This is a genomic window from Bacillus sp. 41-22, assembly GCF_025809295.1.
Taxonomy (GTDB): Bacteria; Bacillota; Bacilli; order Bacillales; family Bacillaceae_G; genus Bacillus_A; species Bacillus_A mycoides.
The window spans coordinates 182256-195428 of the sequence record NZ_CP084035.1 but is presented as its reverse complement, the minus strand read 5'-3'; the positions used below and the strand labels follow the sequence as shown (position 1 = coordinate 195428).

General features: G+C 35.4%; 13 protein-coding genes and 1 riboswitch. Of the genes, 5 read left to right on the top strand and 8 right to left on the bottom strand.

Features of this window, described 5'->3' with window-relative positions; all coding sequences use genetic code 11:
- Positions 1–46: 46 nt before the first annotated feature.
- Entirely contained in the window at positions 47–697 is a 651-nt protein-coding gene (gene pnuC, locus LCF45_RS01115; RefSeq protein WP_002091429.1) for a nicotinamide riboside transporter PnuC, read from the bottom strand.
- A gap of 196 nt (positions 698–893) precedes the next feature.
- Here pnuC and proC point away from each other — a divergent pair, with 196 nt between their 5' ends.
- From proC to LCF45_RS01095, 4 genes are all read left to right on the top strand, one after another.
- The gene (gene proC / locus LCF45_RS01110) at positions 894–1697 is read left to right on the top strand and encodes a pyrroline-5-carboxylate reductase (RefSeq protein WP_002124750.1); all 804 of its coding nucleotides are present in this window, start codon (positions 894–896) and stop codon (positions 1695–1697) included.
- Position 1698: 1 nt separating this feature from the next.
- Positions 1699–2532, top strand: coding sequence for an aldo/keto reductase (locus LCF45_RS01105; RefSeq protein WP_002063472.1), 834 nt, complete (start codon positions 1699–1701; stop codon positions 2530–2532).
- A 153-nt stretch (positions 2533–2685) separates the two neighbouring features.
- Positions 2686–2790: riboswitch (SAM riboswitch) on the top strand.
- Between the two features lie 135 nt (positions 2791–2925).
- Entirely contained in the window at positions 2926–4566 is a 1641-nt protein-coding gene (locus LCF45_RS01100; RefSeq protein ID WP_002187524.1) for a peptide ABC transporter substrate-binding protein, read from the top strand.
- A gap of 505 nt (positions 4567–5071) precedes the next feature.
- Complete coding sequence (locus LCF45_RS01095; RefSeq protein WP_061689445.1) at positions 5072–6712, top strand: peptide ABC transporter substrate-binding protein; 1641 nt, start codon at positions 5072–5074, stop codon at positions 6710–6712.
- Positions 6713–6759: 47 nt separating this feature from the next.
- Here the strand turns inward: LCF45_RS01095 and LCF45_RS01090 are convergent, their stop codons facing one another.
- Genes LCF45_RS01090 through LCF45_RS01080 form a run of 3 tightly spaced genes read right to left on the bottom strand, consistent with a single transcriptional unit; the run spans position 6760 to position 8128 of the window.
- Positions 6760–7032, bottom strand: a complete 273-nt coding sequence (locus LCF45_RS01090) for a hypothetical protein (RefSeq protein WP_002091435.1) — start codon at positions 7030–7032, stop codon at positions 6760–6762.
- Positions 7019–7210, bottom strand: a complete 192-nt coding sequence (locus tag LCF45_RS01085; protein ID WP_002124741.1) for a hypothetical protein — start codon at positions 7208–7210, stop codon at positions 7019–7021. The genes LCF45_RS01090 and LCF45_RS01085 overlap by 14 nt, the downstream gene beginning before the upstream one ends.
- Positions 7211–7228: 18 nt before the next feature.
- Positions 7229–8128: a helix-turn-helix transcriptional regulator gene (locus LCF45_RS01080; protein ID WP_263894431.1), complete on the bottom strand. Its 900-nt coding sequence runs from the start codon at positions 8126–8128 to the stop codon at positions 7229–7231.
- A 172-nt stretch (positions 8129–8300) separates the two neighbouring features.
- Between LCF45_RS01080 and LCF45_RS01075 the strand changes: the two genes are divergently transcribed.
- On the top strand, positions 8301–8768 hold the full coding sequence (locus tag LCF45_RS01075; protein WP_044739090.1) for a YusW family protein: 468 nt from the start codon (positions 8301–8303) through the stop codon (positions 8766–8768).
- A 24-nt stretch (positions 8769–8792) separates the two neighbouring features.
- On the opposite strand, the gene LCF45_RS01070 is transcribed toward LCF45_RS01075, so the two are convergent.
- From LCF45_RS01070 to LCF45_RS01055, 4 genes are read right to left on the bottom strand one after another with little or no spacing between them, the layout of a single operon-like run.
- Positions 8793–10403: a peptide ABC transporter substrate-binding protein gene (locus LCF45_RS01070; protein ID WP_263894429.1), complete on the bottom strand. Its 1611-nt coding sequence runs from the start codon at positions 10401–10403 to the stop codon at positions 8793–8795.
- 13 nt (positions 10404–10416) lie between these two features.
- Positions 10417–11190 carry an ABC transporter ATP-binding protein gene (locus tag LCF45_RS01065; protein ID WP_002169314.1) on the bottom strand — a complete coding sequence of 258 codons (774 nt, stop codon included), beginning with the start codon at positions 11188–11190 and terminating at the stop codon, positions 10417–10419.
- On the bottom strand, positions 11187–12197 hold the full coding sequence (locus tag LCF45_RS01060) for an ABC transporter ATP-binding protein (RefSeq protein WP_263894428.1): 1011 nt from the start codon (positions 12195–12197) through the stop codon (positions 11187–11189). The genes LCF45_RS01065 and LCF45_RS01060 overlap by 4 nt, the downstream gene beginning before the upstream one ends.
- Entirely contained in the window at positions 12154–13158 is a 1005-nt protein-coding gene (locus tag LCF45_RS01055) for an ABC transporter permease (RefSeq protein ID WP_263894427.1), read from the bottom strand. Before LCF45_RS01055 ends, LCF45_RS01060 begins: the two co-directional genes overlap by 44 nt.
- Between the last annotated feature and the right edge of the window lie 15 nt (positions 13159–13173).

Below are 13173 nucleotides of genomic sequence, written 5' to 3'. Positions count from 1 at the left end.
CCTGAAACGTATATGCTTCAGGGGGGTTTTTGATTACAATTATTTTCTAAATATAATTATTTACACGTTCTCGCTCTTTATGGTTTTTCTTCCATTCTAGCAAGCCATCGATACATAAAAATAGATTAATAATAGCTAATACTAACATGACGTATAAGCCCGTTGAAATATAAATCACAATGCTAACTATGTTATACAAAATCCATAAATGCCAATTTTCTAAGATTTTTCGGCTCAGCATAAATTGAGCTACTAATCCTAATACAGCGTTTAAAGCATCTAAATATGGACTTGTCGATTCTAAATAACGGACTTGATAATATCCCCAACCAATCCAAGCAACTAAAATAAAAAGTATATAAATAATCCATCCTTTCAAATCTAAGCGAACTGTCGGCTTTACCTTCTCCTCTCCACTACGCGCAATCCAGTAATACCAACCGTACACATTAAATATAAATTGGAAGGCTGCTAATACTGCCATTGCGTATAAGCCTTGTGTAGTGAAAATATACAGAAATACCGCAACTGTAATCATCCCAAATAAAAAGTTTGATACCTTTTCCCTTGCAAGTAACCAAACATTAATAATCCCCATAACCGATGCGAAAATTTCAATATAACTTGATCGGATATAGAATCCAACTAATATGCAAATAATACTAGAAATGAGTAAAAAAAGTGGACTTCTAACCATATTTATCTCTCCCCAGATATGTAATAAACTCCCTATCAACAGTATAAGAAATAACTCTTATACTTACTATAAATTTTCTCCTGTAACCCCCCCCACTCATCTATTCCACTTACGATAAGCCATTTCTTTTTACAAAATTCTCTTAAAAATGGTATCGTTTTTTATAACATATTCTCATCAGAAAGGAATAAAGGATATGCCTAATAAACATCGAATTTTATTTATTGGTGCCGGTCGTATGGCAGAAGCTATATTTACTGGACTACTTACAACAAGTAAAGAATACATCGAAGAAATTATTGTTTCCAACCGAAGTAACATAGAAAAACTAACGCAATTACAAACTCAATATGATCTATCGATTACAACAGATTGGAAACAGCATATTAAATCTGTAGATACAATCGTTTTAGCAATGCCGCCTGTCGCACATGAACAGCTATTAGCGGATCTATCCCCTCTTCTAACTAATCAATTTGTCGTGACAGTTGCTGCCGGAATCGGACCATCTTATCTAGAAGAAAGACTTCCCCAAGGGACACCTGTTGCTTGGATTATGCCAAATACAGCTGCTGGGATTGGAAAGTCTATCTCCTTATATACGACGGGACATTCTGTAGATGAAACACATCAAGAAACGTTACAACTTCTTTTAAAAGGTATCGGTACCTCACAGTTTTGTACCGAAGAGGAAGTTCACCAACTTACCGCAGTTACTGGTAGTGCACCCGCTTTTCTCTATCACTTTGCTGAAGGTTTAATTGAAGCAACGAAAAGCTATGGGATTGATGAGGAAACAGCAAAACACCTTGTCATTCAAATGATTGCTGGCTCTGCCGCTATGCTCCAGCAAAATCAGGATCCAGCTATGCTCCGCGAACAAGTAACAACACCAGGAGGCTCAACGGCTGAAGGCTTAAAAGTTCTATATGAAAATAATTTTTCAGAAGTCATTCAACAAGCAGTTGAAGCGACCAATAAAAAAGCTAGGGGGAATTAATATGACTTTAACAAGTTTAAACGACTATACAACATTACATAACGGCGTGAAAATGCCTTGGTTCGGCTTGGGTGTTTTTAAAGTTGAAGATGGTACAGAAGTAATTGATTCTGTAAAAGCAGCTATAAAAAATGGATACCGTAGTATCGATACTGCTGCGATATATAAAAACGAAGAAGGCGTTGGACAGGCAATTCAAGAATCTGGTATTCCTCGTGAAGAGTTATTCATCACTTCAAAAGTGTGGAATAGTGATCAAGGTTACGAGTCAACACTACAAGCATTTGAAACTACATTAGAAAAATTAGGTCTGGAATATTTAGATCTATATTTAGTACATTGGCCTGTAAAAGGAAAATACACTGAATCATGGAAAGCTTTAGAGCAGCTTTATAAAGATGGTCGTGTTCGTGCTATCGGTGTGAGTAATTTCCATATTCACCATTTGCAAGACGTATTTGAAATTGCAGAAATTAAACCAATGGTTAACCAAGTGGAATACCACCCACGTTTAGCACAAGAAGAATTACATGCCTTCTGTAAAGAACATAACATCCAGCTTGAAGCTTGGTCACCATTAATGCAGGGGCAGCTACTTAATCACCCAACATTACAAGAAATCGCTACGAAATATAATAAATCGACTGCACAAGTTATTTTACGTTGGGATCTACAAAATGAAGTTGTAACAATCCCTAAGTCTATTAAAGAACACCGCATTATTGAAAATGCAAACATCTTTGACTTTGAATTAAGCTCGGATGATATGAAAGCAATTCAAGCTTTAAATGAAAATCATCGCGTTGGTCCAGATCCAGATAACTTTAACTTCTAGTAGGGAAACCACTGCCATATGCAGTGGTTTTTTTAAAAAAATAAAACTGAAAATTCAAACTATATCCCATTTGATTGACACTTCATTATCTAAGGTGTAAGATTTTGAATTATCAAAGAAACACAAAAATTAATAAAATTTATTTGTTTACTCATTGTATCAAGAGAGGTGGAGGGACTGGCCCTTTGAAACCTCGGCAGCAGGTTCATTTTGAATACTGTGCCACTTCCTGCAAGCTTTGTGCTTGAAAGATAGAATGAGGGACTTCGTTTATATACGGGTGCATAACTTGTACGTAAAAATCCCTCTTTCTCAATACGAAAAGAGGGATTTTTTGTTTTTCATTTCCCTCATCATCATCCAATCTTATTAACTATTTAGGAGGAAAATCAAATGAAAAAGAAGTTTGTACCCGGTATTGCATCAGTTGTAGGAGTAAGTATTTTATTATCTGGTTGCGGTAGTTATAAAAACGAAGCGAGCGGAGCAAATGCAAAAGATGAGGCACCTAGTAAGCAAGTTTTAAACTTATCTTCTCCTACTGAGATTCGAACAATGGATACGGCTCGTGCTACAGATACTGATTCTGGTCAAGTAATGAGAAACGTATTTGAAGGTTTATACAATCTTGGTGAAGGTAATAAACCTGTTCCTGGCGTTGCGAAATCTCATGAAGTAAGTGCTGATAAAACGAAATACACATTCCATTTACGAGATTCAAAATGGTCGAACGGCACACCTGTAACAGCGAAAGATTTTGTCTTCGCTTGGCAAAGAGCTGTCGATCCAGCAACAGCTTCTGAATATGCTTTTTTATTCCTGGATATTAAAAACGCTAAAAAAATTAATAGCAAAGAACTCCCATCCGATCAACTTGGTATAAAAGCAGTTGATGACCATACGTTTGAAGTAGAATTAGAGCGCCCTGTTCCGTATTTTATTAGCTTAACGGCGTTCCCAACATTTCTACCAATCAACGAGGAATTCTTTAAAGCACAAGGTGATAAGTACGCTTTAGAAGATAACAAAATCTTGTACAACGGAGCTTTTACACTAAGCGATTGGAAGCATGAACAAAGCTTTAAATTTAAGAAAAACCCTACCTATTGGGATAAAGATAATGTCAAACTCGAAGAAATCAATTTCAACGTTGTGAAAGAGAAATCAACAGAAGTAAATTTATTCGAATCCAAACAATTAGACCGTATAAAACTAACATCTGACTTCGTTGATAAATATAAAAAGGATGCTAACTTTAAAGAACGTCCGAACGTAGGGGTACAGTTTTTACGTATGAATCAGCAAAACAAAGTACTTCAAAACGTTTCTGCACGCCAAGCAATCGATCAAACAATTGATCGAAAATCTTTTGTAAATACGTTATTAAATGATGGCTCTACACCAACCTTTAGTCTCGTGCCGAAAAACTTTGCAAAAGGGCCTGATGGAAAAGACTTCCGTACTGCAAACGGCGATTTAACAAAAGTTGATACAACATCTGCACAAGAATTATGGAAGAAAGCAAAAAAAGAACTTGGTTCTGAAAAGATAACATTAGAATTATTAACAAGTGATGGTGACCTTGAGAAGAAAACTGGTGAGTTCCTAAAAGGACAACTAGAAAAGAATTTAGATGGCTTAACGGTAAATATAAAACCGCAACCACGTAAACAACAAGTTTCACTCTTATTAAAAGGTGACTACGAGATTGGAATTGACGGTTGGAGCCCTGACTTTGCTGATCCAATTACATTCCTTGAACTATTTACGACGAATAACCCTTACAATTTAGATCATTACTCTAATAAAGAGTTTGATGAGACAATTGAAAAAGTTAAAACTACTTTGGCTGGTGATGAAAAAGCTCGCTGGGAAGCGTTACTAGCATCAGAAAAAATCTTATTTAAGGACTCTGTTATCGCTCCTCTTTACCAAAAAGGAGAATCTTATTTAGAGCGTTCTTATGTGAAAGGCATTGTGCAAGTAGACTTTGCAGGTCAATTAAACTTCAAATGGGCAAAAATTGAAAAATAAAGTGAAACTTTAATCAGCCCTCACCAATCGGGCTTTTACGGGCAGTTGATCCCCCCTAACTTCTTTGCTTTCACTGAATTTTGAGGCGAGGATCTTACTGCCCGTTAATGCGGGATAAAATGCAACTTAGATCATCGTGTTCTCACCCACCCCCATTGTTTTTTTAGCAAAATATATTAAAAGCAGATTCCCTAATATGAGGAACTCTGCTTTTTCAATATATTATTCCAAGAAATTAACACTCCACTTTTTATTATTGACATATAGTTCTTTCCAGTGTTAATATTCTAAATAATCAAAGAAACAAAATATTTTATCATCAAAATGTAATGTCTACTAAGTTGAAACATATAACGATAGATTATAGCTCAACATGTATATACATATAGAATACCTGATTACCTATATACACATATTTATAATAGGTTTTCTCTCCTTCTATAGCTACACTTCAAGACATGGACATTATGACGTTACGAACAACACATTTAGGGAGGAAAGAACAATGAAGAAAAAAGTTGTACCTGTTGTTGCATCTGTTTTAGGGGCAAGTCTACTACTAACTGCTTGCGGGGGAAATAAAGATAATGCAGGCGGAGCAAAAGCGAACGATAAAGCACCTGATAAACAAGCGATTAACTTATCATTTGCTTCAGAAATTCCAACAATGGATGTTGCAAAAGCGACGGATGGGGAATCCATGAATGTAATGAGAAATGTTTTTGAAGGTTTATATGCTATAGGAGAAGATAATAAACCGATCCCTGGTGTTGCTGAATCGGTTGACATTAGTCCAGATAAAACAAAGTATACTTTCCATCTTCGTGATTCAAAATGGTCAAACGGTACTCCTGTTACAGCAAAAGATTTTATTTTCGCTTGGCAACGTGCCGTTAACCCTGAAACAGCTGCTGAATATGCATTCTTATTCTTTGATATAAAAAATGCGAAACAAATAAACCAAAAAGAAGTAGCAATCGATCAATTAGGCGTTAAAGCTCTTGACGATAAAACTTTAGAAGTACAACTGGACCGCCCTGTTCCCTACTTCTTAAGCTTAACGACATTTGCAACATTCTTACCAATCAATGAAGAGTATTTAAAATCTCAAGGCGATAAATACGGTTTAGAAACAAATCATTTAATTTACAATGGTGCTTTCACATTAGATAACTGGAAACATGAACAAAGCTTCCAATTGAAGAAGAACCCTAACTATTGGGATGCTAAAACTGTAAAACTAGAAGAAATCAACTTCAATGTCGTTAAAGATAAATCTACAGAAGTTAACTTATATGATTCAGGACAAATTGATCGTGTTGCTTTAACTGCGGAGTTTGTTGATAAGTATAAGAACGATTCCAACTTCAAGGAACGCGCTGAAGTCGGTATCCAATTCTTACGACTAAATCAGAAAAATGCAGTATTAAAAAATCAACATGCACGCCTCGCTATTAACGAAGCAATGAATAAAAAAGCGTACGTAGAAACAATTTTAAATAACGGTGCAATCCCAGCAGAAGGAATGGTTCCTGCGAAATTCGCAAAAAGTCCAGACGGTAATGACTTCCGTAAAGAAAATGGAAATCTAGTCAAAGATGATGTGAAATCTGCAAAAGAAAACTGGAAAAAAGCGAAACAAGAACTTGGTACTGACAAAGTAACAATTGAACTATTAACAAGCGATAATGCTTTAGCTAAAAAGACTGGCGAATATTTAAAAGGTGAATTAGAAAAGAATCTAGATGGATTAACAGTGACTTTAAAACCTCAACCACGTAAACAACAGTTAAAACTACTATTAAGTGGTGATTACGAAATCGGAATCGATGGCTGGGGCCCTGACTTCGCAGATCCTATTACATTCTTAGATCTATTCACAACAGATAGTGCTTATAACTTCGATAAATACTCTAACAAAGAGTACGACGAGCTTATTCGTAAAGTAAAAACTGATTTAGCTGGTGATGAAAAAGGTCGCTGGGAAGCAATGAAGCAAGCTGAAAAAATCTTATTACAAGATGGTGCTGTCGCTCCTTTATACCAACAAGGTCGCTCTTACTTACAACGCTCTTTCATTAAAGGACTTGTAACAACTGACTTCGGCGGTGAATTTAACTACAAGTGGACAGAAGTTGCAAAATAATAAACACTAGTAAAAAAGGTATCCCACGAAGGATACCTTTTTTTACTTTATGCTTCTTTAACTACAGAACTTCCCCTCTTTACTATCACTTTTATACCTATAGTGATTCCCGCTACCAATTGTGTAACTAGTATAATAAGTAATAATGAAATAATATTTTCCGCTAAATTAACTCCACCAAATATTATTGTGTAATAACCATTCGCTGCATATGTTGCGGGAAATAATCCCGAACGGCAAACCTGTTTTTCCAATGCAGTGATAAATACATATGTATTAATACTAAGAAGACTAAAAGGACGATTATCAACTCTCTTCATAGCTCTCTTTTTGTATTGAACCAAAACTCATCATAAATATAACCATAAATATCAAATATGTTCTCCACGTCAAAGAAGGTATATGCCCTGACCAAAGATAACTAATTAAATAGTTGATTCCCATAATACACGATGATACTACTAAACTAATACTTATCAATTTCACATATTTGAGCATATCTTTTCTCCTTACTTTTTAATTTTCTATTTCTTCAAATTGCAGATTCACCGGCTCTTCTAGGAGTGTTTCATAAAAATTTTCTGCCAAATCTGTTGAAGGAATTTTTTCATCCACTTCATCAAAACGAATACTATCTAGCCAGACACAGCCTTCTCCTGATAATAAAACACCAAATGCAATACCAAGTGCTTCTTCTTTTATATCTAGTACAACCGAGTATGATTGCCAGTTATTCGTATTTTTAATTGGACGATTTTGCATGTTATCCATAGCAATAGGCTCTGTATCTTTTCCGTCTACTCGCATCCACAATCCTGCCCAGTCTTTTACATTTTCACTCTTAATAAATGCTGTTAAACGCAACCTCTTACCTACATATTTATCCGCTCGGAACATTTGCATTAATGTTGAAAACCCTCCGTGTGTAACGTTCTCTTTTCCTTTTATATATGCAGATACTTTTCCTTGATGAACAACTTCGTAATCTAAACCCATCTCATATTCAGCAGGATGACTTCCACTTAATACCCATCCTTTCGGTATACCTTTTTCCATTGAAACGCCCTCTCTTTCTATATAAAATGACTGGAAATATTTCCGATATTTTTTTGGTGGTAATTGAAACATTCTTTTAAAAGCTCTAGTAAATGCCTCTTGTGAGGAAAAGCCATTTTGCACTGCAATATCAATGACTGCTCTTTCAGTCGATACTAAAGCCTGTGCAGCATGAGTTAATCTTCTCTTACGAACATAATCCGTTACACTCATCCCAATATAACTTTGAAAAATACGATGTAAATGGTACATCGATACTGCCCCGTGAAATGCCACTCTTTCTGTTGTAAGCTCTTCATGTAAATGATTCTCTATATATTCGATTGCTTTTTTTATCATCTCTTTATATTCTTCATGCATTTCAGTACCTCCTTACAACTTCAATTTACCATACACATACAAATCATTTTTGATTTAAATTGCGGATTAATTCTTAAAGCTATAAGTAAATAATTTATTTTCAACACATACATAATTACATGAAATTGGGAAAAACTTGTATAGAACAAATTTACATAAGGAGGAATTTATAATGAGAATTTTACTATCAATTTTATTAGCTCTTATGCTAGTACCTGCATTAACAGGATGTAAAGCTCCTGCAAAAGAAGACACAACTTCTAATAAAAAGACTACAGAAGAGGCAAAAAACGAAGCTCCTGCTGATTTAAAGCTAAACTTCAATGAATTCGATTTAAAAGCGGACTATCAGGATACAAAGAAAGACTACGAAGCTGATTATAAAAATGTAGCAGCCGATAAAAAAATGGAAGCAAAAGTTGAAGACCATAAAGCAGATGTAAAATTAACAGGCGACGAGGCTATTACAAAATTAAGCCCACTTCTACAAGAATTAAAATTTGATAAAGATACTCCTGACCAAGAAGTAATTGATCAAGTAGTAAACGTGTTCAAACTTGATAAAGACTACCAAAAATTCGATTTAGAAGTTGTCTTCTCTGATGGAACGAAAAAAGAATATAAAAGAGAAATAAAATAAAGAAGTAGGCGATTGCCTACTTCTTTATTTTTTAATTTTTACGTATCTTAGTTCTGGACTAGAACCGATAATGAATTGGACGCCAGATACTGATGATTTTTGTAAATATGAAGAGCTTGGGAAAATAATTGGGATTAATGGTGTATCATCAAACATGATATCTTCTGCTTTATGCAATAAGTCAAAACGCTTATCTTCGTTTTGTTCAACTTTTGCCTCTTTTACTAAAGCATCAAATTCTTTATTATGCCATTTTGCATAGTTGTTTGGACCATCACCTGCATATAAATCTAGTTTAGTAATCGGATCCAATAGAGAGCCGCCCCATCCCATATAAGCTAATTGGAAATCACTTTGCTTGTATGTGTCGATGTAACTCTTCCACTCTTTATTCTCTAATTTAATATCTACACCAAGATTTTTCTTAAACATTTCTTGCATTGCTTCTGCTACTTTTTTATGTTGTGTATCTGTAGTGAATTTTAATGTTACTTCAGGTAATGTAGACCAACCTTGCTCTTTCATGCCCTCTTCTAATAATTTTTTCGCTTCTGCTGAATCGAATTTTACGTAATCGCCTTTTTCTTTACGGAAATCACGACCACCTTGTGTTTTTGCCCCTTCTGGAACAAAAGCATATGCTTCTTGTGCATTATTTTTATACAGTTTTTCAACGATAAACTTACGATCAACCGCTAATGAAAATGCTTTACGTACTTTTGCATTTGTAAACGGCTCTTTTTCTACGTTAAACGAATAAATATAAGATGAGAATCCTGCAACACGCTTATATTCTTTGTTTCCTTTTTCTTTTTCAATCATCTCTTGTGGTAAGCTACTTAGCAAATCTAATTCTTTTGACTTGTACAATTGGTACGCTGTTTTAGAATCTGGAATAATACGAAACTCAATTTCTTTTAATGTTACCTTTTTATCATAGTATTCTTTATTTTTTTGTACTGTAATAGCTTGGTTATGCTTCCATTCTTTTAATGTGAATGGTCCGTTCGTAATTAACTCTTTTGGATCTGTTTTTAATTTATTATTATCATCAATTGATTTTTTAGATAATGGAATAAATAATGAACTTGCTAATTTTTGTTTAATAGAAGCAACTGGGTGCTCAAGTGTTACCTTTAATGTTTGAGGATCAACGACTTGAATACCAACTTGTCCTTCTTCACCTTTTCCAGTATTATATGCCTCTGCTCCTTTAATAAAATACATTTCTGTCGCATTCATAGAACCCGTTTTCGGATTTAATAATCGCTTCCAGGCAAACTCAAAATTATTTGCTGTAATAGGAGAACCATCTGACCATTTAATATCTTTCTTTAAATGAATTGTATATTCAGTTCCATCAGCGTTTACTTCTTCTTTCTCTGCTAATTCATTTTGATATTTCCCGTCACTATCTTGCGTATATAAACTTGAAAACAATTGCCCAATTACATAACCTGACGTGCTATCTGTCGCAATGGCAGAATCAAGCGTATACGGATCACTGCTAATATTCGTTACTAATCGATCGCCTTCACCCTTACCAGCACTCGCCTTTTGCGTCTCTTTCTTACCGCAAGCAACAGAAGTAATTGCTAAAACAGTCATAATGACAAACAGTAAAAACTTCTTCATCCTACATTCTCCTTTAACCTGAAATTTTTGGTGTTGATGCTAATAATGTTTTTGTATAAGAATGTTGTGGATTACGGAATACTTCGTCCGTATATCCAAATTCAACAAGTTCTCCTTTGTATAAGACAGCCACTTTTTCACATAAATAGTGAACCATCGGTAAATCATGCGCGATAAATAAATATGTATAGCCTTGTTCCTTTTGAATCTTTTGCAACAAGTGCACAATTTGGATTTGAAGTGAAACATCTAATGCTGAAATTGGTTCATCAAGGATTAAAACTTCTGGCTCACATAATAACGCTCTTGCAATAGCAATACGTTGACGTTGTCCGCCGCTAAATTCGTGTGGATAGCGATCAATATATCGTCTATCTAATCCAACACGCTCTAGTGCATCACCTGCGACTTTATCTTTCAATCCTTTATCGCCTAAACCGAATGAAATATAGCCTTCTGTTACAATATCGCGTACTTTCCAGCGCGGATTTAATGCCGCTGTGGAATCTTGAAAAATGAACTGTACTTTCTGTAAGAAATCCCGCTTATGAGCTGACTTCAGCTTGTGAACAACTTGACCGTTATAATCAATTTCACCAGACGTTGGACGCTCGATCCCAGCTATGAGCTTACCAAGTGTTGTCTTTCCAGAACCACTTTCCCCAATAATGCCAAGCGTTGTTCCTTTCGGGATAGAAAGTGATATATCTTTTAAAGCTGCGATTTCTTTATTTTTACTTCCATACGTTTTCGTTACTTGCTTTACAGTAATTAAATCTGTCGTCATGAGGCATTCACCTTCTCTTTTGATTTCGCTTTATTATGCTCCAGAATATGTTGCCAGCAATGTGAACTATGCTCCTCAGAATATGTTGTTCTCTCTGCGAAGCGATGAATACATTCTTTTATCGCTACAGGACAACGATTCACAAACGGGCATCCAAAACTATTTAACGTTTCAATTGAAGGTGTTGTTCCCTCAATTGCTCTAAGTACCTTTTCTGAATCATCCATATTCGGAATTGCTTGCAATAAACTTTTTGTGTAAGGGTGCTTAGGTGAGCCAATTACTTCTTGAATCGTTCCTTTTTCAACAACACGTCCCCCGTACATAACTACTACTCGGTCAGCTACTTCACGTACAAGTGCCAAATCATGTGTAATTAATAAAATACTCGTATTTTGTTTTTCCTTTCTTTCTTTTAACAACTCCATAATTTGCTTTTGAATCGTTACATCTAATGCTGTTGTAGGTTCATCTGCAATAACGAGCTTCGGGTGACAAGCAAATGCAATTGCTAAACAAATACGCTGCCTCATACCTCCGCTCAACTGATACGGGTATTGTTCAAAGCGTTTCTCTGCTTCATGTATCCCTAAATCATTTAGTAAGTTAATTGCAATTTCTTTTGCCTCTTTTTTCGATTTCTTTTCATGCTGCACAATTACTTCTGTAATTTGTCTTCCAACCTTCATCGTCGGATTTAAAGATGAAAGCGGGTCTTGAAAGATAAAGGAAATATCTTTCCCGCGAATTTGATTCCATTCTGATTCTTGTAAATCCGTTAATTCCTTTGATTGGAAAGATATATTTCCATCATCAATATGAATTGATTCTTGATTTAAGCCGATAATAGATTGTGCTGTAACACTTTTCCCTGAACCACTTTCTCCGACAAGTGCAACTATTTCACCTTCGTTAATAGAAAAGGAAACATGCTTCACAATCGCTTGCTTACTATTCTCTTTTTCAACGGCCAACGTTACGTTTTCTAAAGATAAGATTTGTGCCATGTTTTTTCTCCTTTCGATTACGTTTTACGATTTTCGGATCAATTGCATCTTGCAAACCATCACCAATCGCATTAAATGCGAACATGATGAATGCAATCATGATTGCCGGGAAGAATAGTTGCCACCATTCTCCGCTTAGTAACGTCCCAAGTGCATCGTTCGTCATCGTGCCCCAGCTTGCCGCCGGTGATTGTACTCCAAGTCCGATAAAGCTTAAAAATGATTCTGAGAAAATAGCTGCTGGAATGGTAAATGATAAATTTACGATAATAATCCCTGTTAAGTTTGGAATTAAATGCCCATATATAATTTTCATATGAGGTGTACCTAATCGCTCTGCTGCAATAACAAATTCTCTTTGTTTTAAAGACAAGACTTGCGCTCTAATGAGGCGTGCCATGCCAATCCATCCCGTCAATGCAAGGGCGATAATAATTGTAAAAAGGCCTGGTTTCATAACAATTAATAGTAAAATAACAATTAACAAATATGGAATACCGTATAACACTTCAATCCCTCTTATAATCCACTCGTCAATTAACGTTCCAAGACGATTACGTCCTCTCACATATCCACTAAAGCCACCAATTAGTACACCTAGCCCAATATCAAGAGCTGCTGCTACCAATCCAACTGTTAATGAAATTTTCCCACCAGCCCAAGTACGCGCCCAAATATCTCTCCCTAAATCGTCTGTTCCGAACCAATGCTCACTACTAGGCGGTAAATTAGTTGCTTCTTTTACTTGTTCACTCGCAGTAAATGGTGTTAAACTTTCGCCAATAAGCGAGAAAACAATAATTAGTAATAACGTCACTGCCCCTAAAACTGCTATAGGGTTTAATATAAACTTGCGAAACACTTCCTTTTTCCGGCTAATCGTTTGCTGATCTTTATTTATCGTTAATTCTTTTTTCTCTTCATTCGTTAATAACTGGTCATTAATTTCATAAGCCCCCATTTAAACATCACCCTC

Bases quoted from the DNA above. Each gene is read 5' to 3' on its own strand.
- pnuC (WP_002091429.1), bottom strand. From the start codon at position 697: ATGGTTAGAAGTCCACTTTTTTTACTCATTTCTAGTATTATTTGCATA.
- proC (WP_002124750.1), top strand. From the start codon at position 894: ATGCCTAATAAACATCGAATTTTATTTATTGGTGCCGGTCGTATGGCA.
- LCF45_RS01105 (WP_002063472.1), top strand. From the start codon at position 1,699: ATGACTTTAACAAGTTTAAACGACTATACAACATTACATAACGGCGTG.
- LCF45_RS01100 (WP_002187524.1), top strand. From the start codon at position 2,926: ATGAAAAAGAAGTTTGTACCCGGTATTGCATCAGTTGTAGGAGTAAGT.
- LCF45_RS01095 (WP_061689445.1), top strand. From the start codon at position 5,072: ATGAAGAAAAAAGTTGTACCTGTTGTTGCATCTGTTTTAGGGGCAAGT.
- LCF45_RS01090 (WP_002091435.1), bottom strand. From the start codon at position 7,032: ATGAAGAGAGTTGATAATCGTCCTTTTAGTCTTCTTAGTATTAATACA.
- LCF45_RS01085 (WP_002124741.1), bottom strand. From the start codon at position 7,210: ATGCTCAAATATGTGAAATTGATAAGTATTAGTTTAGTAGTATCATCG.
- LCF45_RS01080 (WP_263894431.1), bottom strand. From the start codon at position 8,128: ATGCATGAAGAATATAAAGAGATGATAAAAAAAGCAATCGAATATATA.
- LCF45_RS01075 (WP_044739090.1), top strand. From the start codon at position 8,301: ATGAGAATTTTACTATCAATTTTATTAGCTCTTATGCTAGTACCTGCA.
- LCF45_RS01070 (WP_263894429.1), bottom strand. From the start codon at position 10,403: ATGAAGAAGTTTTTACTGTTTGTCATTATGACTGTTTTAGCAATTACT.
- LCF45_RS01065 (WP_002169314.1), bottom strand. From the start codon at position 11,190: ATGACGACAGATTTAATTACTGTAAAGCAAGTAACGAAAACGTATGGA.
- LCF45_RS01060 (WP_263894428.1), bottom strand. From the start codon at position 12,197: ATGGCACAAATCTTATCTTTAGAAAACGTAACGTTGGCCGTTGAAAAA.
- LCF45_RS01055 (WP_263894427.1), bottom strand. From the start codon at position 13,158: ATGGGGGCTTATGAAATTAATGACCAGTTATTAACGAATGAAGAGAAA.